The sequence below is a fragment of the Microbulbifer harenosus genome, from assembly GCF_005771435.1.
In the GTDB taxonomy this organism is placed as follows: domain Bacteria; phylum Pseudomonadota; class Gammaproteobacteria; order Pseudomonadales; family Cellvibrionaceae; genus Microbulbifer; species Microbulbifer harenosus.
The window spans coordinates 97909-122696 of record NZ_VANI01000010.1; the positions used below are offsets into that span (position 1 = coordinate 97909).

16 protein-coding genes are annotated in these 24788 nt (G+C 57.4%); 2 read left to right on the forward strand and 14 right to left on the reverse strand.

The features are described from left to right. The first annotated feature begins 169 nt into the window (after nucleotides 1-169). The gene (locus FDY93_RS09920) at nucleotides 170-1213 is read left to right on the forward strand and encodes an arabinan endo-1,5-alpha-L-arabinosidase (protein ID WP_138235587.1); all 1044 of its coding nucleotides are present in this window, start codon (nucleotides 170-172) and stop codon (nucleotides 1211-1213) included. Between the two features lie 81 nt (nucleotides 1214-1294). After that, complete coding sequence (locus tag FDY93_RS09925) at nucleotides 1295-3724, forward strand: glycoside hydrolase family 127 protein (protein ID WP_138235588.1); 2430 nt, start codon at nucleotides 1295-1297, stop codon at nucleotides 3722-3724. Here FDY93_RS09925 and ligB read toward each other — a convergent pair. From ligB to FDY93_RS09995, 14 genes are all read right to left on the reverse strand, one after another. After that, nucleotides 3695-5287 carry an NAD-dependent DNA ligase LigB gene (ligB, locus tag FDY93_RS09930; RefSeq protein ID WP_246068537.1) on the reverse strand — a complete coding sequence of 531 codons (1593 nt, stop codon included), beginning with the start codon at nucleotides 5285-5287 and terminating at the stop codon, nucleotides 3695-3697. The two genes, FDY93_RS09925 and ligB, sit on opposite strands and share 30 nt — an antisense overlap. A 204-nt stretch (nucleotides 5288-5491) precedes the next feature. Continuing rightward, complete coding sequence (locus tag FDY93_RS09935; protein ID WP_138235590.1) at nucleotides 5492-6412, reverse strand: SMP-30/gluconolactonase/LRE family protein; 921 nt, start codon at nucleotides 6410-6412, stop codon at nucleotides 5492-5494. Between the two features lie 56 nt (nucleotides 6413-6468). Further along, entirely contained in the window at nucleotides 6469-7458 is a 990-nt protein-coding gene (gene yjfF, locus FDY93_RS09940; RefSeq protein WP_138235757.1) for a galactofuranose ABC transporter, permease protein YjfF, read from the reverse strand. Continuing rightward, on the reverse strand, nucleotides 7458-8525 hold the full coding sequence (locus FDY93_RS09945) for an ABC transporter permease (RefSeq protein WP_138235591.1): 1068 nt from the start codon (nucleotides 8523-8525) through the stop codon (nucleotides 7458-7460). The genes yjfF and FDY93_RS09945 overlap by 1 nt, the downstream gene beginning before the upstream one ends. Nucleotides 8526-8527: 2 nt before the next feature. Beyond that, nucleotides 8528-10018 (reverse strand): sugar ABC transporter ATP-binding protein, encoded by a 1491-nt coding sequence (locus FDY93_RS09950; RefSeq protein WP_138235592.1) that lies wholly within the window; start codon nucleotides 10016-10018, stop codon nucleotides 8528-8530. A gap of 42 nt (nucleotides 10019-10060) precedes the next feature. Further along, nucleotides 10061-11008, reverse strand: coding sequence for an ABC transporter substrate-binding protein (locus FDY93_RS09955; protein WP_171018953.1), 948 nt, complete (start codon nucleotides 11006-11008; stop codon nucleotides 10061-10063). Nucleotides 11009-11186: 178 nt separating this feature from the next. Next, a complete protein-coding gene (locus FDY93_RS09960; RefSeq protein WP_166219709.1) occupies nucleotides 11187-12251 on the reverse strand; it encodes an aldose epimerase family protein in 1065 nt (354 codons plus the stop codon). Beyond that, nucleotides 12241-13833: an aldehyde dehydrogenase (NADP(+)) gene (locus FDY93_RS09965; RefSeq protein ID WP_138235594.1), complete on the reverse strand. Its 1593-nt coding sequence runs from the start codon at nucleotides 13831-13833 to the stop codon at nucleotides 12241-12243. Before FDY93_RS09965 ends, FDY93_RS09960 begins: the two co-directional genes overlap by 11 nt. A 127-nt stretch (nucleotides 13834-13960) precedes the next feature. Further along, nucleotides 13961-14719: an SDR family NAD(P)-dependent oxidoreductase gene (locus tag FDY93_RS09970; protein WP_138235759.1), complete on the reverse strand. Its 759-nt coding sequence runs from the start codon at nucleotides 14717-14719 to the stop codon at nucleotides 13961-13963. 179 nt (nucleotides 14720-14898) lie between these two features. Further along, on the reverse strand, nucleotides 14899-16635 hold the full coding sequence (locus FDY93_RS09975) for an IlvD/Edd family dehydratase (protein ID WP_138235595.1): 1737 nt from the start codon (nucleotides 16633-16635) through the stop codon (nucleotides 14899-14901). A gap of 150 nt (nucleotides 16636-16785) precedes the next feature. Then, the gene (locus tag FDY93_RS09980; protein WP_246068538.1) at nucleotides 16786-18498 is read right to left on the reverse strand and encodes a glycoside hydrolase family 43 protein; all 1713 of its coding nucleotides are present in this window, start codon (nucleotides 18496-18498) and stop codon (nucleotides 16786-16788) included. 15 nt (nucleotides 18499-18513) lie between these two features. Next, the gene (locus tag FDY93_RS09985; protein ID WP_138235596.1) at nucleotides 18514-19467 is read right to left on the reverse strand and encodes an alpha/beta hydrolase; all 954 of its coding nucleotides are present in this window, start codon (nucleotides 19465-19467) and stop codon (nucleotides 18514-18516) included. A gap of 154 nt (nucleotides 19468-19621) precedes the next feature. Next, complete coding sequence (locus FDY93_RS09990) at nucleotides 19622-21178, reverse strand: cellulose binding domain-containing protein (protein WP_138235597.1); 1557 nt, start codon at nucleotides 21176-21178, stop codon at nucleotides 19622-19624. A gap of 156 nt (nucleotides 21179-21334) precedes the next feature. Continuing rightward, nucleotides 21335-24703, reverse strand: coding sequence for an endo-1,4-beta-xylanase (locus FDY93_RS09995; RefSeq protein WP_138235598.1), 3369 nt, complete (start codon nucleotides 24701-24703; stop codon nucleotides 21335-21337). Nucleotides 24704-24788: the final 85 nt, after the last annotated feature.

A 24788-nucleotide genomic window follows, 5' to 3' on the forward strand; every position in this document is an offset into this window, starting at 1 on the left:
TTATCTTTGTTCTGATATTGGGTCCCGCCGCCGCTCTCGGTTGCCGGAACGAGAACAATATTATTATACTACCAATAACCTGCCAACCCCTGCTGTCCTTACTGCGGCAATGGGCGAGGAATTGAGAAAAGCGCGTGAATTGAATAAAGAGAAACGTAAGAGAAGAGATATGCTCCGACTCGCTCTGTGGCGCAGTGCCGCCGCCCTTCTGAGTGCAGGCCTCGCCCTGACGGCCTGCGCCGAAAGTGACACAGCACACGAACGCCAGATCGATGTCCACGACCCGGCAATGGCAAAAGAAGGTGATACCTTTTACCTGTTCAGCACTGGCCCGGGCATTACCATCTATCGCTCTCAAGACATGCGCCAGTGGAAATTCTCAGACCGCGCCTTTGCTACAGAGCCGGACTGGGCGAAAAGCGTTTCGCCTACGTTTAATGGCCATCTGTGGGCACCGGATATCATCGAGCACGATGGACGCTTTTACCTGTATTACTCGGTTTCGGCCTTCGGCAAGAATACCTCGGCCATTGGTGTAACGGTTTCCGAGACTCTGGACCCGAATTCACCGGAGTACGGTTGGAGGGATCAGGGTATTGTGGTGCAGTCAATTCCTCACCGGGATCACTGGAATGCAATTGATCCCGCGGTAATTTTTGATGAGTCCGGCACCCCGTGGATGAGTTTCGGTTCTTTCTGGGAGGGGCTGAAGCTGGTGAAGCTGGACACGTCGCTGACGAGACTGGCGGAGCCACAGGAATGGCACACGATTGCGCGGGGCGACCGGCAAAAATTCCATCCGGTGGATAAGGCGGGCTCGGAGGAAATCGAAGCTCCATTTCTTTTCCGCAAAAACGGCTTCTATTATCTGTTCATTTCCCGGGGGCTCTGCTGCAAGGGGGATGACAGCACCTATCGACTTGCCGTCGGCCGATCCAAATCCGTGACCGGGCCATATCTGGACAAGAATGGTATAGACATGGCGAATGGTGGTGGTACGCCGTTAATTTCTGGCAATGAGCGTTGGCCGGGGCTTGGACACAACAGTGCCTATACCTCTAATGGCAAAGACTACCTGGTGCTGCACGCGTATGAATCTGCCGACAATGGATTGCAGAAACTGAAGATTCTGGACATGGATTGGGACGAGGAACTCTGGCCGGTGGTGAATATTTCCCAGCTTGATTCTTACCAGGGGTTCAAAGTCCAGTAACCGGAAAAAGTTACTGGAAGCGGCACCCATAGACCTGGAATTTTTCTACATCCACAACAATAAATCTAAAAGCATATCGTTATGAAGAGAATACTCCTGAGCCTGGCCCTGGCCTCAATCACACTCACGGGTTGCAGCAATGAAGAATCCCCATCACTGGAAACATTTCCACTGTCTGAGGTGAGACTGCTGGATAGCCCCTTTAAACATGCTCAGGATAAAAACATCGAATATATCCTCGCCATGAACCCGGATCGCCTGCTAGCTCCCTATTTGAAGGACGCGGGACTGGAACCCAAAGCGGACAACTACGGCAACTGGGAAAATAGTGGGCTCGACGGCCATATCGGAGGCCACTACCTGACAGCACTCAGCCTTGCATGGGCCGCTACCGGTAATCAGGAAATCAAGCAGCGTCTCGATTACATGCTGGATGAACTGAAGCGCGCCCAGGACAAAAATGGCAATGGATATCTTGGGGGCATCCCCGCTGGCAAGGCGATGTGGCAGGAACTGGCACAGGGAAACATCCGCTCGGACCTGTTTACGCTCAATGAAAAGTGGGTGCCGCTCTACAACATTCACAAAATCTATGCAGGGCTGCGCGATGCGTATTTATATGCAGACAGCCAGCAGGCACTGGCCATGCTGGTTGCACTGTCGGATTGGGGTGCGCTGCTGGTCGAGTCCCTGACAGATGAACAGGTCCAACAGATCCTGAAAAGCGAACACGGCGGCCTGAACGAGATTTATGCGGACGTAGCGGAAATTACCGGAGAACAGAGATATCTGACCGTCGCCAAACGGCTTTCCCACCGCACCATTCTCGAACCGCTGAAACAGCAACAGGACGCATTGACCGGGCTGCACGCCAACACTCAGATCCCCAAGGTAATCGGCTACAAGCGAGTGGGCGATCTCGCCGGCGATAAGCAGTGGCAGGATGCAGCAGCGTATTTCTGGAACCAGGTTGTAGAACACCGCACCGTAGCCATCGGCGGTAACAGTGTGCGTGAACACTTCCACCCTGCCGACGACTTTGCACCGATGATCGAAGACGTGGAAGGGCCGGAGACCTGCAATACTTACAACATGCTGAAGCTTACCCGCATGCTATACCTGAGCGAACCGGATACACGGTACGTACATTACTACGAACGCGCGCTCTACAACCACATCCTGTCTTCGCAAAATCCGGACACCGGTGGTCTCGTGTACTTCACACCCATGCGCCCCAATCACTATCGCATGTACTCGCAACCGCAGGCAGCCATGTGGTGTTGCGTGGGCTCGGGAATCGAGAACCACAGTAAATATGGCGAAATGATCTATGCCCATCGCGGCGATGAGTTGTTCGTCAATCTGTTTATTCCCTCCACCCTGGACTGGAAAGAAAAAGGACTCCAGATCAGTCAGAAGAATCATATCCCTGATACCGAGCGCACGGTACTCACCGTCACCGGCAGCGGTGATTTCAGCCTGAAACTGCGTTATCCAGTTTGGGTGAAGGAAGGATTGCTCTCTCTCACCGTCAACGGAGAAGTCTTCTCTGTAGAGCAAGCGCCTGGAAGCTATATTACCATCGAGCGCCACTGGAAAGACGGCGATCGCGTTGAGGTACACTTGCCCATGCACCCGCAGGCCGAACAGCTGCCGGACCAGTCAGACTACTATGCGCTCACCTATGGACCGGTGGTGCTTGCGGCAAAAACCGACCCCATTTCCGGTGAACAACTGGATTATTTTTCCGACGACAGCCGCATGGGGCACGTTGCCAGCGGCCCCATGTGCCCACAGGAAATGACACCTACCTTTATCAGCGACGACCGGGATTTTGTCCGCGGTCTGCAACGCCTGCCCGGCGATGAGCTGCGTTTTGCCGCACCGGCAAGCCTGAAAGTCGTGGGGACGCAAACTGTTTCGTCGGATAGCGACCTGGAATTGATTCCCTTCCACCGCGTACATGAATCCCGATACACCGTGTATTGGCCTCACACTACGAAGCGGAAACTGGCAGAGAAACAAAAACAGCGCGAAGCGAAGGATCGCGCGCAGCTGGCACTGGCGCAACAGACCATCGACAAAGTAGCGCCGGGAGAGCAGCAACCGGAGGCGGATCATTTTTTTGCCGGCGTGGGTAGCGAGGCGGGTGTTCATCGTGGCCGCCACTGGCGCCATGCCAGCGACTGGTTCAGCTACCAGTTGAAAGATCCGGGTAATGAAGCGCAGACACTGCGTATTACCTACTACGGCCTGGACAGCAACCGTCGTTTTCACATTCTAGCCAACGGAGTGGAAATTGCCGAGGTCTCACTGGATGGCAGCCACGGCGATGATTTCTTCGAAGTGGACTATCCGGTACCGGAAGCTGTATTTAAGCAATCCAGGGACGGAGTCATCGAACTCAAGTTCGTTGCGGAAAAGAACGCTGTTGCCGGTGCTATCTACGGTGTGCGCTTACTGAGAGAGGGTGAGAATAATCTAGAATCCGCTGATACCCATTCCGGATAATTTCCGCTGTAGTTGCTCAACTTCCGGATGCTGCAGGAAGGCGATGATTTCCCGTGACCGGCTTGGACCGATACCGGGGAAGCTCTGCCAGTCCTCCGGGTCGCGATCGACAAGGCTTGCAAAGGTTTCCCGGCGCCAGAAATTTTCATCAAAACTGTTTGCGGCTGGCATACCCAGCGCGCGCATCCAGTGGGAGAAACTAAGCTCCCGCGCGCGCTGAAAGCTACCCTTCATTTTTTTCGCGCGCTTGTCACCAATGCCGGGCACCCTAGTCAATTGCCGAGATGAAAGTTCAGACCACGCCAGCAGATCGGGCAGTAATCCGCCTTCCAGCAGTGACAGCCAGCGCGCTTCTCCCATGCCGCGAAGTTCCAGCTGATCTCCCAGCCATTGCACCCGCGCGAGGAACTGCTGTTCGCAACCAACCGTGGGTCGCCAACAGCTGAGTATATGGTATTGGTGCGGATCAGGTATCCTTAGCGGAGCGCGCTCGGTCGCTCGCAGGATGACATCGCGAATCTGCGGGATGGTTTGCCCGGCAAGCCCGATGCGCAATTGGTCGCCGGGGCGCACATCCAATTCCAACCAGCGCTGGAAGGATCCACTGCTCACCCGGCGAATTTCGCGGTCGCCAAGCTGCGTCGGCGCGAGCGTTACGACCGGCACAATTTTGCCGGTGCGCCCTACCGGAAATTCCACACCCGTCACTTCTGCCAATGCGGTGACCGCAGGGTGCTTCCAGGCCGCAGCCCACGTCGGCGGTTGTGCCTGCCAGTCATTTCCCGCGGGGCGATCGCCCCTGCGCAGCACAATACCATCGGTAGCAAATGGTTGCGGTTGACGATACCAGAACTCGCGCCATTTCCGCGCGTCTTCCACACTGCCTACGGGATGGGTATGGGGAGATGTGTCGTAACCCAGTGATTTAAGTGCGGAAAGCCGCTCCGGCATGGACGCGGGTCCGCGCGGCCAGTCCCATACAAATACAGCAAGGGATAACCGCTGTTCTTTGGAGAGCATGTTCGACGCCATGGCACCGGCAGCACGGCCACGGGCGTTGAAGTCGCTCTCCGCCTGAATGTGGCCATCAAGCTGCCAGTACAATTCGCCCTGCAGTACCAGCACCTCCCGGCGGTCGGGAATCGAGTTGTGAATAGCGGGAATTACCAGTGCGTGATGGGTCCAGTCCTGACCGCGCTCGCCATTACCGCGGCTGATCATCTGCGCGAGTTTTCCGCGCCGGTACACCAGCGTTACCGCCACGCCATCCACTTTGGGTTGTATCCAGACGTCTTCTCGCAGCGCCAACCACCGGCGTACCTCCGCGACATCGCGGAGTTTATCCAACCCCGTCTGCGCTATCGGGTGACTCAGTGGGTAACGTACCGGTGACTGCGACGCGTTGCGTGCGACCATCGGGAAGCACATGTTCCAGCTGGCAAGCCGGCTGCGCGCCTGGTCATACACCGCGTCGTCAACCAGAGAGCGGTGCTCGATATAGAAGGCGTGATCCCAGGCCTCAATCTGCGTGCTGAGCTGTGTAATCTCTTTCTGCGCGCGCACAGAGCTCCAAGCTGGGCAGGCGAGTGGCTCCGCCGCAGAGCAAAGGGAGAAGGAAGCAGCCCACAGAAGTGCCGCCAGCCAGCGTGGAGAAAAAACCCGAATCGTAGAAACTCCCGAACCCGGGGCGAGATCGCGGAGCGTGAGCGACAAATCCATTTGTCTGCCCTGTAATCGTTGAAGAGTGTCAGGTCGTCAGAATTGCTCTCAAGTAGGTTCCGGCTCGGCTATTTTTTCCAGCAGCTGGTTGGTACTGAAGCGGAACCCCATGGCGCCTTTGAACGGTGTCTGGAACACAAACAGGTTGCCCGCCTGCCACTCGCGATCCAGGCTCCACTCGTTGAGGGACTCCCGGGCGCTGGTGACAAACATCAAATCCATGTTTGGACCACCAAAAGTGACGCAGGTGGGCTGACTGACCGGCACGGGAACCGCTCCCGCCAGTTTGCCGTCTGGGCTGTAGCGCTGGATACGCGCGCCGCGCCACTGTGCAGACCACAGGTAGCCTTCTGCGTCCACTGTGGCGCCATCAGGATAAATACCAAACATGGTGCGGGCAAACAGTTCACGTCGACCCAGATCACCACGGCGGGCGTCAAACTTGTAGCGATAGATGCTGCGGCGCGGCGAGTCGGCGAAATAGAAATGACTGGAACTGACATCCCAGCAGCATCCATTGGAAATGTGGACACCTTTCACCTGCTCGCTGACCACACCGTTGGCCTCCAGGCAGTAGAGTACTCCGGCGGGTTCCTCGCGGCCGTCTTCTGCCATTGTACCGGCCCAGAAGCGCCCCTGGCGGTCGACCTTGCCATCGTTGAAACGCACCCCGCAGCCTTTTTCCAACAGGGTTTTTCGCCACAGAATCCTGCCGCGGCGATAGTCGAACAGGGCAAAACCGGTCTCAAACGCGGCAACGATGCAATCGTCGCGCTCGGTAAACGCGAAGGCGCAGAGCCGCTCTGGTGTGTCGAATACCTCAAGCACGCGCCCGGGCCAGGTGAGGCGATAGAGCTTGCATGCGTGAATATCCGTCCACCAGACGCTCTGCTCTTTGTGGTTCCACAGTACACCCTCACCGAGGGTGTTGCCCACTTCGATTGCATCTATGCGTTGTACTTCCAGCATATGAGCCTCTTTACTGTCGGTCGCTTCGTTGTTTAACGGCGGGTCTTACGAAGCAATTAGTGTGCCGCGCCGGTAGCAAGGCGCGCGGCCTGCTGCCGGGTCAGCAAACGCTGCATGCCGATAAAGGCGAACAGCAGCAGACCGATGACGATTTTGGTCCACCAGCTGTTGAGGGTGCCATCGAATGAGATATACGTCTGAATGACGCCCATAATCAATACGCCGATTACGGTCCCCAGCACATAGCCGGAACCTCCGCTCAGCAGGGTACCACCAATCACCACCGCCGCAATGGCGTCAAGCTCCATGCCCACGGCAGCCAGGGAGTACCCGGAGAACGTGTAAAAGGAGTAGACGATCCCACCAAGCGCCGACAGGAATCCACTGATAGCGTAAATGCTGACGGTGGTGCGAGCGACAGGTACCCCCATCAGCTGCGCAGACTGAGCGCTACCGCCGAGGGCGTATATATATCCACCAAGGCGGCTGTAATGGGCCAGTATCACCGCCGCCACCAACACCAGCAAGAGGATCAGCGTAGATGCTCCCACCCAGGCGCCGCCGGGCAGCAGCATGCCGAAGTCGGACACGGCATCGTAGAACGCGTGCTCAATAGGAATCGACTCCTCACTGAGCGTGGTCGCCAGACCACGGGCCAGAAACATGCCGGCGAGCGTAACGATAAACGGCTGCAACCGGTAATAGTGAATCAGTGCCCCCATGGCCGCGCCGAACAGGCCGCCACCCACCAGTACCAGAGGAAATACCAGCAATGGGTGCATCTGCAGCTCACCGATCAAAAGACCGCACACCACACCAGTGAGTGCTATCACCGCACCCACCGATAAGTCGATACCACCAGAAATAATCACAAACGTCATGCCGATGGCGGTAATCACCAGAAAGGCATTATCCGAAAACAGGTTGGCTACAACCCGGCTGCTGCCAAAGCCTTCAAACTGGAAAGCACCAACCAGAAACAGCAGACAAAAAAGCGCGGTGGTGATGTAGAGTGACGAAAACCGGGATAAAAACAGAGATTGCATCACACCTTCGCCTCCGTATTAGTACGCTTCTGAAACCGGGCAAAGAGTGCACCCATCTGCTGTTGGAATAGTGGCGATTGCAGCAGCAGCACGAAAATTACCACCACAGCCTTGATCAGCAGATTAAATTTTGCCGGCAGGCCGCTCATGATGATCGTTGTCCCAAGGCACTGGATCACCAGCACGCCCACAATAGAAAGCGGTATTGAAAAGCGCCCGCCCATCAGCGATGCACCACCGATCACCACCGCAAGAATTGCATCGAGCTCCAGCCACAGGCCCGCATTGTTCGCATCCGAGCCCTGGATATCTGCGGCGGAAATCATACCTGCCAGCGCGGCGCAGATACCGGCGATACAGTACGCCACTATTTTCACCGCACGCTGGTTGATCCCCAGATAGTAGCTGGCCCCGGCATTGCAGCCGACACTCTCCACAAACAGGCCCAGCGCGGTTTTTCGCATCAGCAGCTGCACCAGTGCAAACACAATCAGTACCAGCACAATAGGAAACGGCAGACCGAGCAAGGTCCCAGTACCGATGAAGGCAAACGCCTCGCTTTGGAAAGTGACAATTTGCCCTGCGTTGATCAGCTGCGCGATCCCGCGACCGGCCACCATCAGGATAAGGGTGGCGACGATCGGCTGGATGCCCATATAACTCACCAGTCCACCATTGACGGCACCAGCCATCAGACCAGCGGCAAGTCCCGCAGCGACCACCAGGAAAATACTGTCGACCCCGCCTACGATCAGATTGGCGCAAACCGCACCGGCGATGGCCATGGTGGCTCCCACGGACAGATCGATACCGCCGGTGGCAATCACCAGCGTCATGCCTATGGCCAACAGCGCCACCGGTGCGCTGCGGTTCAACACGTCGATCAAACTGCCGTAGAGGCGGCCGTCCTGGATTTCGATACGAAAAAATTCAGGGGTGATGGCGAGGTTCACCGCCAGCAGGAGAAAAAGCCCCAATAGCGGCCACAGATAGCGGCCGTTTACCCGGGGTAGTTTTATTTTTGCCGGGGCCGGAGGCCGGCCCGCGGTAGTATTCAAGTTACTCATTGTTACGCCTCGGCGATGGCACGCATGATATTGCCCTCGGTGATATCATCACCTTCGATCTCCGCGACTTTGCGGCGATCGCGCATGACGGCCACGCGGTCGGAAAAGGCCAGCAGTTCGTCCAGTTCGGATGACGTCACCAGCAGGGACATGCCGTCGCGGCAGAACTGCCTGATCAGTTTGAGAATTTCCGCGTGCGCACCGATATCTACGCCGCGCGTGGGTTCGTCCAGAACAAGCAGCTGAGGACTGGTGGCGAGCCAGCGAGCGAGAATAACCTTCTGCTGATTGCCGCCACTCAACTGCTCGATGGGTTTCTCGGCATCCGGCGTGGCGATTTGCAACTCACGAATGAAGCGCTGCGCCAGCCGTTCCTGCTCAACCCGGCTGATAGGGCGCCACCAGCCGCGCCGGGCCTGCAGCGCCAGAGCAATGTTTTCACGGATGGAAAGCGGCCCGACGATCCCGCTGGTTTTCCGATCTTCCGGACATAGCGCCAGACCTTCGCTGATGGCATCCGCGGGTTGCAGAAAATGCTTCTCGGCATCGTTGACCTTGAGCGTGCCGGACGTCTTCCGATCCACACCGAACACCGCCCGGCACACTTCCGAGCGCCCGGAGCCCAGCAGGCCGGCAAGGCCTACCGCTTCCCCGCGGCGCACGCAGAGAGAAGTAGGCTGCAGCGAACCAGACACCGCAAGCTCCTGAACCTCCAACAGCGGTTGCGTCAGTGATTTTTCTTCCCGGTGTTCGCGCCCATGGGTCTGAGCCTGCAGTTCCTTGCCAAGCATGTGCCCAACCAGTTCACTGCGAGACAGGGTCGCGGCCTCAAACTCACCTACCAGTTGGCCGTTACGCAATACAGTGATGCGATCGCACACCGCGTAGACCTGATCCAGAAAGTGGGTAATAAACACAATGCCGATACCCTTGTCCCTGAGTTCGCGCATCACGCCAAACAGCTGTTCGCATTCATCCGCGTCCAGACTGGCGGTAGGCTCATCCAGGACCAGCACCTTCGCCGACATATCCACGCCGCGCGCAATTGCGATCAACTGCTGCACCGCCACAGAGAAGCTCGACAGCGGGCGGGAAACATCAATATCCAGATCGAATCGTTTCAGCACCTCGCGCGATTGCCGATTAATTCGCTTCCAGTCAATCAGCCCGAAGCGTTTCGGCTCGCGTCCCAGATAGAGATTCTGTGCCACGGTGAGATTCGGCAGCAGGTTTACTTCCTGATAAACCGTGCTGATACCCACGCTTTGGGCGTGTGCGGTACTTTTCAGTTTCAGCGGCGCACCGAGAAATGACATGCTGCCGCCGTCACCTTGCAGCGCACCAGTCATGACCTTGACCAGCGTCGACTTGCCAGCGCCATTCTCTCCCAGCAGCGCGTGAATTTCTCCCGCACGCAACTGAAAGTCCACGCCGTCCAGCGCTTTCACACCGGGATAGCGCTTTTCCATCCCGCTCAGGCTCAATAAATTCATAGCTCAGGCCTGTCAGTACTTGTGGTTTCTATTAGTAATTCATTATTTCCCGGCGCGCTTCGCATATTCTTCCGCGGCGGTGGCCTGGGTAAACAGATCCCCGGTAGTGGTAATCAGCTTTTCCACTTTGCGGTCGCCTTTCAGATAGGCCTCGATCACATCGAAGGCCGGCGCGCCCAGGTGCGGGTTCAATTCCACCGTCGCGTTGGCGTCGCCATCTGCCATGGCCTTGAAGTAATCCGGTACACCATCCACCGACACGACCAGCATATCTGTGCCCGGCTTCAGCCCCGCCTCCTTGATCGCCTGGATGGCACCGATGGCCATTTCATCGTTGTGAGACCAGAGTGCGCAGATGTCCCTGCCGCCATTCTCCGCCTTCAACATGGCCTCCATTACTTCCTTGCCCTTGGTACGGGTGAACTCCCCGGTCTGGCTACGCACGATGGTCGCATCGGGAAAATCCGCGATGACTTCATTGAAACCCTTCATGCGGTCGATCGCCGCAGTGGCGCCGACGGTGCCCTGCAGCTCAAGAATACGGCAGTTGCCGTCGGTCTCGTCCATCAGCCAACGGGCGGCGCGGCGGCCCTCTTCGACGAAGTCGGAGGCGATACGGGTGAGGAAGAGTCCATCGCCGCTGGCGTCTACATTGCGATCCAAAATTACCACCGGAATACGCGCACGCTTGGCCTCCCGCAGCACAGGCTTCCAACCAGTTTCGACCACGGGCGCGATCATGATCGCGTCAACGCCCTGGGCGATAAAACTGCGCACGGCTTTAATCTGATTCTCCTGCTTTTGCTGGGCGTCGGAAAACTTGAGTTCAATACCGCGTTTTTTGGCTTCGGCTTTTACTGATTCACTGAAACTCGTGCGCCAACCGCTTTCCGAACCAACCTGGGAAAAACCGATGGTGGTGGCAAGCGCGCTGTGACTGGCACAAAGGACAAGCACCATTGCGGCGGGCAGGAATTGAGAGATCTTCATATCGGACTCCTCATCACTTTGGATTGTCTGTTTATATTTATTTTGGGGAGCAAACTCCCTATTCGGTCCATCCAACTACTCAGAATGAACACAAAGAACTTCAATGCGAAGCTCCCGATACCGGTGAGAGGTAGCGCCAACCAATCCGGAGGGCCACCACCTCTAGCTAAAAGCCAATTTACTCCGCAGAAAACTGATAGATCGTCGTCTGCCGGTATTCTTCCCCCTTCTTCAGGATTACCGAAGGGAAATTCTGGTGATTGGGTGCATCCGGAAATCCGTGGGTTTCCAGACACAGGCCAGCATACTTGTGTATGGGCGATCCACTGTCGCGGTTGCGGCTGCCATCCAGGAAGTTGCCGCTGTAGAACTGCACTCCGGCTTCGCTGGAAACGACTCTCACCGAGCGCCCGGATGCGGGGTGCACCAGCGAAGCAATCGGCTTCAGTGTTTTCTCAGCAGTCTCATCCACTACCCAGAAATTGTCATAGCCTCCCGGCCACCAGTCGATATCGCGGCCGATTTTCTTGCGCTTGCGGAAATCCACCGGAGTGCCCGCAACGTTGAATAACTCACCGGTGGGAATCAGCTGCTCGTCCAGCCGCAGCAGCTGGTTCGCATGAATCTCCAGCTCGTGCTCAAGAATTCCGTCGGCACCCGCCAGATTCCAGTAGCAATGGTTCGTCAGGACCACCGGCGTATCCGCATCGGTCAGTGCACGGTATTCGAGCGTTAGCGCATCGTCTTCGTCCAGACAGTAGGTCAGCTCGATGTCCAGATTGCCAGGGTATCCGCCTTCGCCATCTTCGCTCACACAGCGAAAGGTTACCGATTGGAATCGCGCGGAGGATTCACTCTGTACGACCTGCCAACGCTTGGTATGCAGCCCCTGCGGGCCACCGTGCAAATGATTTTTGCCGTCATTTACCGGCAGCAGATAGGTCTCGTTGCCGAGGGTGAAACGCGCATCGCCGATGCGGTTGGCGACGCGTCCCGCGGTCACCCCCAGATACCAGTGATTTTCCAACCAGTGCTGGGGGTCGGCATAGGTCAGCAGGATATTGTCGCTGTGGCCGTAGCGATCCCTGGTGTGAATGGAATACAGGCTGGCACCCAAGTCACACAAGGTGACCCGCGTGCCGCGGCCATTTTCCAACGTCACCAGTTGCAGCGGCAGACTGCCGTCGCGAGTAAACACTTCAGAGGCAACAATCCCCCGCGTCAGGCTCAATTCAGACGGCATCACAGGTTTTTTCACCATTGACGAGACGACAAATATTCAACGGATTGCTATTTTTCAGTGCGTCCGGCAGCAGCGCTTCCGGGTAATTCTGGAAGCAGATCGGGCGCACAAAACGGGCGATGGACATAGTGCCAACAGAAGTAAAGCGCGCGTCGGTGGCCGCTGGGAAGGGGCCACCATGCATCATGGAGTGACACACTTCCACCCCGGTGGGGAAGTTGTTGCACACAACGCGGCCCACTTTCTGGCGCAGCACGTCCACCAGATCGCCGTAGTTAACCAGCTCGGATTCGGTGCACTGCAAAGTGCCGGTAAGCTGGCCCTGCAGCGCCGACACCGCCTGCAGAAGTTCGCTGCGGTCGCGGCACTTCACTACCAGGGACATGGGGCCAAACACTTCCTCCTGCAGCGTGTGATTACTCAGGAATTCTTTTGCGGTCACGGTGAGCAGCCCCGCCTGACAAGTAAAACCGCCGTCGCCGCGGGCTGGCTCGCCAGTGGCGACCTGCTCCACACCCGCCTGGTCGCGCAGGCGAGCGACACCGCTCTGATAGCCGGCCAGGGTATTCTTATTCAGCATCACACCGGCCGGCACCTTGGCAAGCGCGGCGCTGGTGGCGGCGATGAAACGGTCCAGACCTTCATCTTCCACCGCAATCACCAGCCCCGGATTCACACAGAACTGGCCGGTGCCCAGGGTCAAGGAACCCACAAAACCTTCAGCGATGGCTTCTGCGCGCGCCTTCAGCGCTTCCGGCAAAAGCACCACCGGGTTGATGCTACCCATTTCCGCAAATACCGGGATGGGTTCCGGACGCTCATTGGCCAGTTTGAACAACGCCATACCGCCTTGCAGCGAACCGGTAAACCCGACGGCTTTGATACCCGGCGACTTGACCAGTTCCGCACCAACGCGGGTTCCAGAACCGAGTATCAGGGAAAAAACACCTCCCGGCAGACCGCATTTTTTCACCGCGTTAGCCACAGCCTGTGCCACCAGTTCGCTGGTACCGGGATGGGAATTGTGTCCTTTGACGATTACCGGACAGCCGGCAGCAAATGCCGCCGCGGTGTCGCCGCCGGCGACGGAGAACGCCAGTGGGAAATTGCTCGCCCCAAACACCGCCACCGGTCCCAGCGCCTGGTTGAAGCTGCGCAGGTCCGGGCGCGGCAGCGGTTGGCGCTCCGGCAGCGCGGTGTCGATGCGCGCATCGAGGTACTCGCCTTTGACAATCCAGTCGGCGAACAGACGCAGCTGGCCGCAGGTGCGCCCGCGTTCGCCCTCGGCGCGGGCGCGCGGGTATCCGGTTTCGGCGGATACCCGCTCCAGCAGTTCGTCACCGAGCGCCATGATTTCATCGGCGCAGGTATTCAGGAACTCCGCGCGTTTTGCCGGTGCCAGGTTGGCAAACTCGCCCGCGCAGGCACTGGCGGCATGGACCGCTTCGGCCACCTGGAATTCATCGGCCGCGGTGAACGCCGGTTGCAGGTCTTCGCCGGTCGCGGGGTTCACACCGTAAAAATTGCCGGCGCGTCCATCGGTCCAGTTGCCTGCGATAAGTTGTTTTCCGGTAATGGTCATTGGTTTCTCCTGAATTTTTTTCGATGTTTCGTGCGGCTGCCTTCTTTGTAGGAGCCTGCCTGCAGACGAACTTTTCTGGTTCTGTGCGTGCTCGGTTCGCCTGTAGGCAGGCTCCTACGGTCAGGGCTCAGATCCAGCCGCCGTCTACGATGAAGTTCTGTGCGGTACACATCGAAGCATCATCAGAGGCCAGAAACAGCGCCATCGCACTGATGCTCTCGGGCATCAAGGGGTCTTTCACGCTCTGGCCTTTGTCGATGGCCTCGCGTGCGGAGGCATCAATCCGCTCATTTAATTGTTTCTCGGTCATCACCCAACCGGGTACCAGGCAATTCACGCGGATTCTGTCTGGGCCCATATCGCGGGCGAGACCGCGGGTCAGGCCCTCGATGGCCGCCTTGGAGCAGGTGTAGCCCGGCATACCGCCCTGCCCCGCGTGCCAGCTCATGGAGCCGAGATTGATGATCGCACCGCGGCCCAGTTGCTTCATGTACGGGTACACGGCCTGAGCGGCAAAGAAATGATGCCGCAGGTTGACCGCCAGGCACTTGTCCCACTGTTCCGGGGAGACTTCGCGGAAATCGTGGCGGGTGTCGTTGGCGGCGTTGTTGATCAGCACCGATATCGGACCCAGATCGTCAGCCGCCTGTGCAATTACCGCCTGCAGGCGCGCGACATCGGTCAGATCGCACGGATAAAAGCGCACATCGTCGCTGCCGAGGCGCGCTACCAGAGCGTTAGAGACATCCTCCTGAATATCCACAAAGGCTACTTTAGCCCCCTGCTGAAAAAAAGCCTCCACCAGGCTGGCGCCGATGCCGGAACCACCGCCGGAGACGAATACAGTCCGGCCCTTGAGGCTCGGGTATTGGTTGGTCAGCGTCATCATTCGCTCACTTGATTCATTGTTACTCACGCCCTCTGTGGGACCGCGATACAGATTCCTGCAGCACACAGTCTACCGCTTATGCCAGCGACGTTTGCGAGAAAAAGGCGCCCCGGAGGGCGCAGGGAGTCAAACGTGATAAACCGGACTGCGCTTATCTGTAAAGAAACATGGCATGCTCAGTGTGAGTGCGGCGGCACTTCCGCACCGCGGCACCCCACCAGGAAGTCGAAGTCACAACCCTCATCCGCCTGCATCACATGGTTGCGGTACATAGCTTCGTAACCGCTGGTACTGGCGATAACACGATTGGCCTTGAGCTTTTCCAGCCGCGCGGCAATTTCCTCATCCGGCACCTCGAGGTGCAGCACACCATTATGCGCGTCCAGGTGGATCATATCGCCATCTTGCACTGCGGCCAGCGGGCCGAATTCCATTGCTTCCGGCGCGGTGTGCAATACCACGGTACCAAAAGCGGTACCGCTCATGCGCGCGTCGGAGATACGCACCATATCCTTGATACCCTTTTTCAGGATCTTCGCTGGCAGGCCCATATTGCCCACTTCCGCCATGCCCGGATAACCCTTCGGGCCGCAGTTTTTCAACACCATTACACAGGTTTCGTCGATGTCCAGATCCGGATCGACAACGCGGGATTTGTAGTGCTCGAAGTCTTCAAACACCACCGCACGACCGCGATGATTCATCAGCGCCGGCGTGGCCGCGGATGGCTTCAACACGGCGCCGCGCGGAGCCAGATTGCCGCGCAGTACACAGATGCCACCGTTTGCTACCAGCGGGTTGTCCAGCGGACGAATCACATCGTCGTTATAGCAAGGCGCGTCCGCAACATTCTCCCCAATGCTCTTGCCATTGACGGTGAGGCAGTCTTTGTTGAGAACACCGCATTCCCCCAAGCGCTTCAGCACCGCGGGCAGGCCGCCGGCGTAGTAGAAGTCTTCCATCAGGTACTGACCGGAAGGCTGCAGATTTACCAGCGTCGGTACACCGCGGCCTTCTTTCCAGTCGTCCAGATCCAGATCCACGCCCATACGCCCGGCGATGGCCTTGAGATGGATCACCGCATTGGTGGAGCCACCGATGGCCGCATTGGTGCGAATGGCGTTGAGGAAAGCCTCGCGGGTGAGCACCTTCGACAGGGTCAGGTCTTCGTGCACCATGTCGACGATGCGCATACCGGAGAGGTGCGCCAGCACATAGCGGCGGGAGTCCACCGCGGGAATCGCGGCGTTGTGCGGAAGACTGGTGCCGAGGGATTCCGCCATACACGCCATGGTGGATGCCGTACCCATGGTGTTACAGGTACCGGCGGAGCGGGACATGCTGGCCTCGGCACTGAGGAACTCGTGCAGGGAGATGTTGCCCGCCTTGTACTCTTCGTGGGCCTGCCACACCAGAGTGCCGGAACCCACATCCTTGCCTTGGTGTTTGCCATTCAGCATTGGTCCGCCGGTAACCACGATGGTCGGCAGGTTACAGCTGGCGGCCCCCATCAGCAGGGCTGGCGTGGTTTTGTCACACCCCACCAGCAACACCACGGCGTCGATCGGGTTACCGCGAATAGCCTCTTCGGTATCCATCGCCGCGAGGTTGCGGGTGAACATGGCGGTGGGACGCAGGTTGGATTCGCCGTTGGAAAACACCGGAAATTCAACCGGCACACCACCGGCCTCGATCACACCTTTCTTGACGTGCTCGGCAATTTTGCGGAAGTGGGCGTTGCACGGGGTCAGCTCGGACCAGGTATTGCAGATACCGATGACCGGTTTGCCCTCAAAGTGGTGCTCGGGGATACCCTGGTTCTTCATCCAGCTGCGATACATGAACCCGTTCTTGTCACGTGTTCCGAACCAGTTGGCCGACCGCAGTACCGTCTTTTTCTTATCACTGGCCATTATTAATGAACCCCATTCGTTCTCACATAAATGTTATTGTATGACTTATTAAAATCGGGAACAAGCCCCAAGCATTCGATGGCGACGAGGGAGCCCCCGCCGCCAGCACAGTGGAACCACCCGCACCGGGCGAAGCAGGCCCCTACAGCATCACAGCGGCAGTGTCGGGCCCCGCATATAGGGTGCAGGCTTATTCAGCCTGAAATAGTCGAAATCCACGTGGCCTCCCGGCTCCGCGGTCGCGAAACTGAACAGGCCGAAGCGATAGCCCATAAAGTGTGGCAGGGTGTATGTCATCGCCAGCGGCGCTCCAATAGCAAGCCACGCCTCGCCATCCGTGCTGTAAGAAAAGTGTGCGGTATCTTTCAGGTCGCGGAAATCCGCGTGCGCCTTGAGGTAGACTACGTCGCCCTGCAGACGCACGCGGTCGAGTTCCCGCGGCGACTTCCCCTCCGCGCTCATCATGACGATAAATCGCTCCCCCGCTTCCCGCACCACACCGACATAGCCGTAGTGCTTCTGCAGCAGTGTCAGGCCGGCAACGTCGCCGTCGTGCATCGCCGACAGGTCGAGACGCACTTCCGCAGTGCTTTCCGGGCCAAAGGTGCGCTGAGTCAGGGTATTGCGAGCCTGTAGGAGATCGGTATCCACGCGGCCATTGGTCAGACGCAGATATCCGGGGCGGGCGGACAGAGACCAGTGATCGTTATCCGGATTGTGATTCCACTGCCAAGGCAGGGGCAGCCTGGGTTGGTCGAACTCGTCCGAAGTGACCATACCGACAACATTCGTGTTTGCCACTGGTTTTCCATTCACCGGAACATCGAGGGCGGTGGGAACCGCACCTTCCCGCCCCAGTATCGGCCACCCCTCTTTCCAGGTGACCGGTACCAGATAGGGAATGCGCCCCACCGCGCCGCGATCGCCAAACAGCAGCGCATACCAATCTCCCTCCGGCGTGTCGATCAGCCCGCCCTGGGCGATCCCCTGATACTGCAGCGCAACTCTGCCCTCGTATGGTCCGGTAAGTTGATCAGCGCGATGAATCACTACCGTACGCATACCGTTGCGTGGCCAGGTGATGTTCATCAGGTAATAGCGACCATCTATTTTGTGAAGCTGCGATCCCTCCGCCGGTAGCAGGATGTCTTCCCCCGCCACTTTGCCGGCATCGGCAATGATCACTTGATTGATACCGTCGGTTTTTATTCCCGAGAAATCTTCCTCCAGCTCGACCAACCGAATTTCGTTACTGCCGTAAACCATAAAGACGCGGCCGTCGTCAAAAAACAGTGAATGGTCGTGCAGGTCCGGCTCAAAGGCGGTCTCATGCCAATTCCCGCGCTCGATGTCGTCCGTTCTGTACACATGGGTTTTGCCGGAAGTGGCGGAGAAGGTGGACACATAAAACCGGCCGTCGTGATAGCGCAGGCTGCTCGCCCAGGAGCCTTTGCCATAGGCATTTTTGCCGTCCTCCAGATTCATCTGAGCGTTGTCGACCAGTGTGTCGTAGGCGTATCCCAGCAGCGTCCAGTTCACGAGGTCCCGGGATTTCAGGATCGGCAATCCCGGATTCATGTGCATGGTGGTGCTGCTCATGTAGTAGTTGTCGCCGACGCGGATTACCGACACGTCGGGAACGTCCGCCCAAATTATGGGGTTGCGCGTTGCGACCGCCTCGGGGACGCCTGCGGCGCTGTTGACACCCGAGGCCCTATTAAAAGTATCGCTGCCTGCAGATGCGCGCAGGCCTGCACTTTCCGCTCCGCACCCCGGCAGACCGAGCGACAGCGCGAGGATCACCGGAACGCAAAACATTGATCGCCGATACACAGCGGCCTGTACATCTTGTTTCTTTTTCATCGCCCGATACCACTCCTACGCCTTGGCTGCGAGAAAACCATTCACATTCAACCAATGCATAAAGGCATCAAACCAGCGATTGCTGGTGCGGTCGGGATTGCCGAGACCGAAACCGTGGCCGCCATTCTGGTAAAGGTGAAACTCCACCGGCCGGCCCGCTTCGAACCAGGACTTGACCACACCGAACTGGCCCCGGAAGAGAAAATCATCGGTGGCGATAACATTGAACATAGGTGGCGCATCCGCCGGCACCTCGACCGGACCCATGCCGCCATAAACAGGCCCGATAAAGGCCAGATCCATGGTCTTGGAATTAAGCGCCGAGTGCATCGTGAGCGCGGCGCCCGCAGAAAAGCCGATCATACCCAGGCGATCGGTGTCCACTCCCCACTCGCCGGCGCGCTCGACGATCAGAGCGTAGGCAGCCTCGGCATCCTCCAACTGATTGGACAGATCCCAACGCGGCGGGCGCGACGGATTCTCGTCTTTTTTCTCAGCGTCAGGCGTCGCACCAGCTTCGGCGAAAAGTTGCTTCATCGATTCCCTGAAGCCGTCCAGTGATTCCGGTGTCGGCTGGAGGCGGTACTTGAGCACAAAGGCTGCGATCCCCTGCTCGGCAAGGGCCTCCGCGACCTCCCAGCCCTCATTGTCTATCGACAGCCATCTGAAGCCGCCACCGGGAGCCACAATGATCGCCGCACCATTTGCTTTGCCCGGTTCGGGCAGGAAGGGAGTGAGCGTTGCCTTAGAGATATTCCTCGCCATAGGATCCCCCCACTGGCGGAACCAGGTCTCGGGCACGGTCTGTCCCTCGACGCCACCGGTACCCAAAGGAATGGCTTTCGGCTCCTCGGGGGCTTGCAGCGGGTATATGGTTCCGTCCTGCGCCATCGCGGGTGCGGCGAAGACGAGCGCGCTTGCAGCACATACAAGCAGTGAAGCAAGAGTTGTAATTCTGGTCAGGCTCATAAATATCCTGGTATTGATTTATTGATTGCACATTGGAAGTTGTTGGCCGCCCCGCGAAGATCACTCCTGCACAGAGACAGAAATGACAGCGCCCGCCGCTATACGCGGTGGGCGCTGCCTCTCCAGTCACATTCTTCGTGAGACCGGGCCGGGCTCAGAACCGGCTGAAGAAATCCCAGACGGCGGTGGAGTAAAACGACGGCGTCGTGTGGTCTCCATTAAACGGACACCAGACAACGGGATGTCCAGCATCACAGTTTTGATATTCCACACAAGGCCACGGGTCAGCGGGGACCGTTGTGTTGGAGCAGTTATTGGCCGAGACGTAAAGATCTTTTGCCTCCTGCCCACTACCAAACCCAACGACACTGTCACTGGTCCCGTGAGATATCCACGCGGCCATTGGTAAACCGCTGTCGCTGTACGGCGTCCACAGTGCGCCCGATGAAGGGGCAATAGCGCGGAAGGTTGCGGCCATCTCGCGGCCCACAGCGAAAGACATCATTCCGCCGTAACTCCAGCCAGCAGAGAAGATACGCTCTTCGTCGATACACAATGCATTGTTGAACTCATTGAGCATCGCCCGCAGAAAATCCATATCCCGCCCATTCGTGTTGGGCCAACCGTTGTCGTCCTGCCCCGTGGGAGATACGTATCGGTCGGGCGCCACGAAGATGGCCGTGCCATTCGACAGCCCTTTCAGGTTGTAATACGCATCGTTTGCAACGTTAGCCGCCGATCCGCCGCGCCAATGCCAAGCGAAAACGAGCCGATAGGGATTGTTCATGTCATAGTTGCTCGGGATATCGATAATGTATTCCCGGTTCAACCCGCCGACATTGATACTGTGCCGGCCGTTGCTCAATCCCAAAGCCGTACCGCACCCGGCCGATCCACCGTGATCTGAACCCGACAAACTGCCGAAATTGATATAACCGTTACAGTGCAGCCACTCACTGTGCGAGCCCCCGCCACATTGGCTATTGCCCCAGGCGCCGGTGTTCTCACTCTGATTTTCAGCCTGGCGAATTTGATCGTTAACCTCCACGTAATCAATCTGCACATCGGCATCGCCGTTGTCGTCGTTAGTGAAACTCACCGTGACATCGCCGTCCAGGTCGGTGGTGGCAATGTAATCCATCATGGCGGTTGTGAGCGTCCAGCTCTGTACTTCGGTACCGCCTACACTCAGTGTGATGGACTCGCTGCCAGTGGTGCCGCGGGCGCGTACGGTGATTGCGTTGCTACCACCACTGGAGCTTGATCCGCTTGATGAACCCGAGCTACTTGATGAACCGGAACTGCTCGAGGAGCTGCTACTGGAAGAGCTTGAGCTGCTGGATGAGCTGGAGCTGGTGTCACCATTGATCGTAACGCTCACCGCAGACAGATTGCCGGGTGACGCGTTAAAACCGAAGGTTATCGAGGCCCCGGGTGCTATCTCAGTATTCCAGGCGACCGGTTCAATAACGAAATGGTTCCCATTGCTCGACTGGACCTGCGCACTCCAGATGTTGTCGATGGAAATGGCCATATCGAATTCGGCCGTCCAGTTTGTGAGAACACTGCTGCCGTCATTGGTAACCGTCACCTCGCCTTGAAAACCCGAACCCCAGTCGTTGACGATGGTCATGGAGCCCTGCGCGGCGTGTCCCGTTGACCACATCAGGCACAAAAGTACTGCAGCCAGACTGCGCTTGAAGACAGTCATAAGAAATTCCTCCGCTGCTATTCATGTAATTGGTTCATTGAGAAAAACCGGGCCCTCTCGCCGGGGCGACATCCTGCCGCCGGACTGATTGCAGCGCCCCTGGTTAAAAGGGCGCTGCTTGTTATCGGCGTTCAGACTCGGTAATCACCGGGCGCGCTACCGACCCAGATAGTTCATCAACCAGGTCATGGCCGGGCGATGTGTTCCATCACTGCGGATAAGACCACTGTTGGGCACCCAGGTTTGGCCATGCACATAACCCCACAGCGTAATCCCGACAACGGAAGGGTGATTGATAAACATCGTGAACTGTTCCTGCATGATCTGTAGCTGTCTCTGGTCATCGGCGTGATTGACGTCGTACTCAGAGATATAAATGGGCAAGCCGAGAGCGGCCACCGCGTTGAGCTTGCTTTGCAAATCATTCAGGGACCAGTCCTCCAGGCCGTGAGCCTGCAGGCCGATGGCGTCCACCACACCAGCCTCAACCGCCGGTCTGGCCATGTCGATAAACTCCTGGGTGTTCCAGCTCAGCACGTTGTAATCGTTCAGAATCAGTACGGCATTCGGACAATACTGCTTGGCGAGTTGGAACGAACGGATAATCCAGTCATTCCCGAAAGCGCTTTGCGCGTAGCCGGCGGGCGCATGGCCTGGAGTAGCCTCGTTGACCACATCGATCATCTCGGTATCCGGATAGCGTGCACAGTAATCGCGAATCCACTCTTCGATTTCCGCGGCCTGCTCCGAGGGGTTGAGATTATTGATCCAACTCGGTGACTGATTTCCCCATACAAAGGTATGCTGCTTGAACGGAATACCGTTCTGCTTGGCAAAGTTGTAGGCCGCATCAAGGCCACTCCAGTTGTACTGATCGCGGGTTCCTTCCACGCTGCTCCATTTACCTTCGTTCTCCGGTGTGATCTGGTCCCAGTACTGCATAAAGTCGGAGCGAACCTGACCACCGGTAGTGATGTTGCCAACAAAGAACGGGATAGGAGAAGGGCCGGGGTTTGCACCGAACACAGGTCCGAAGTTGATGTGACCGCTGCAATGCAACCACTCAGAGTTCGCACCACCACCACACTGGTCGTTGCCCCAAACACCGGTATTTTCGCTCTGGTCCTCGGCCTGGCGGGTCTGGCCATTTACCACCACGTAATCAACCTGTACATCTGCGTCGCCACTGTCGTTGGTATAAGCCACGATTACGTCGCCAGTCAGATTGGTAGTCGCCGTGTAGTCGGCCATGGCCGTAGTGAGCGTCCAGCTCTGCAGGTCCGAATCACCCGAGCGCAAGGTAATCAACTCGGTACCAGTGGTGCCCCGGGCACGCACAGTGATGGTGCTGGCAATGGGGCCGAAATTGATGTGACCATTGCAGTGCAGCCACTCACTGTTTGAGCCGCCGCCACACTGATCATTGCCCCAGACACCGGTATTTTCGCTCTGATCCTCAGCCTGGCGGACCTGGCCATTGATCTCGACGTAATCCACCTGCACGTCCGCGTCGCCGCCATCGTTGGTGAAAACAACGGTGACGTCGCCGGTAAGGTCGGTGGAAGCTGCGTAGTCCATCATGGCCGTGGTAAGAGTCCAGCTCTGCATATCCGTGTCACCCACACGCAGGGTAATGGACTCGGTGCCGGTGGTACCGAGGGCGCGAACTACAATATTGTTGTCACCACCAGCGCCAGAGGCTGAGATCTCTCCGGCAGACGCAATCAATGTAACCCGATCCAGCCCCGCGCCATCTTCGCGCCGCAAAATACGCAGCGTGTGATCACCTGCCGCCAGGTTGCCGAAGGTGGTCGGCATCAGCGTTTCCCAACCACTTGTAGCGGTATTGTTCTGGGTACTCCACGCGCCGGAATCCAGTTTGTAATAGAAGGAATCGTCGTCACCGTTGGCCATATTGGCCCGGATCTGAAACTGCACGTCCGCCGATTGCGAGAGTGTGAACGGGATCTCGACCTGGCCAGTTTCACCGTCCGCAGGCGAACTCAGTATCTGGACCCCGTTGTTCGGCCACGCTATATACTGCCCGCCGGAAGCGGCGGAATCGAACTCCACATTGAATGGAGAAAAACTGCTCTGCCCGGAAAGGCTTTCCAATTCCACCTCAAGCGTGCTGCCCTGACCTGCGCCACCAGTGAACCGATACCAGTCCAGATTGAGTAGATAGTCGGCCGAACCGGAAAATCGCAGATACAGATCGTGGAGACCAGTCACGGTGTTGATTTGCGTTGACGTAGTCTGCCAACTCTGCCATCCACCGGTATTGCCGACACTGAGACTGCCGACCGGCGCATTGTTTACATCATCAATAATGATCTCAATAGCACCACCCGTCGTATCGGAAGCGACACTCGCCTCGAAACCGGTAGCGCCCGCTCCGAAATCAACGTTGGAAATTTTTACCCAGTCGCCGTTTTGGATAAATGCCAGATTTCTGGTACCAGTGGCGGGACCCTCGGTCTCTATACCCTGCTCTTTATCAATGGTTTCCGCTTCGTTCCTGACAAAAGGATCCACGTTTTTCAGCTTGGGCACACCCGCCGACCCGGCAGCAACTTGCTGGATGCTGCCGTCGTTGTTATAGAAAAGTCGATCCACATTGATGGATCGCTGGTAGGTACTGGCACCGCGCGCATTGGCCACTGCGCGGTTGTGGTAAAAGATGTACCACTGGTTGTTGAATTCCAGAATGGACTGATGGTTGTTGTTATTGTTGTTCTCCCAGGGATTTGGAAGCACCGTGCCGCGGTGAACGAATCCCGATGTCGGATTGTTGCTGGTCATGTAGTCGATCGCCAGCCCGCCCGCGGTATTGGTGGAATACGACAGATAGTAGGTACCGTTGCGCTTGTGCATATACAGCGCTTCAAAAAAATTCGGCACGTCCAATGTTATTGCAGAGCCACTGGTGCTTATCATGTCTTCGTTCAGGCGGATAACACGCGCGTTACCCGGTCCACCGCCACCGAAATACAAATAGGCCTGGCCGTCGTCATCAATAAACACACCCGGGTCGAACACCCAATCCACATTGCCATTGGGGGTATTGCGATCGATGAGGGGACCACCCAGCGGATCGGTAAACGGCCCCGTGGGGCTGTCGCTCACCGCCACACCGATCGAGTTGGCGCCATTGGGAAAGTACAGGTAATACTTCCCATTGCGCTCAATCATGTCCGGCGCATAGGCGAGATTGGCCCAACTGCTGTCGGTGCGCGCATCGAAGACCACACCGTGATCCTGCCAGTTGATCATGTCCTCCGAAGAGAACATATAGTAATCATGAAGCTCGCTGTAATCCGACTGGGTATCCTGGTCGTGAGTAACAATGACATATACGCGGCCGTCAAATACCCGTGCAGCCGGGTCCGCCGTGTAGACTTGGGATACCAACGGATTGTCAGCCAGGCAGGCGGCAGAAGCCGAAAGCGCAAACATCGCCGCAGCAGTTTTCATACAGCTGCCCATCGATGGCATAAACGACGGAATTATTTTCTTTAGATTCATGCGTTTTCTCCGGAATTGATTTTTATTGTTACCGCGGTTTTCTCTCTTGAGATCTTGTATTTGAAATATTTACATCATCGCTTTC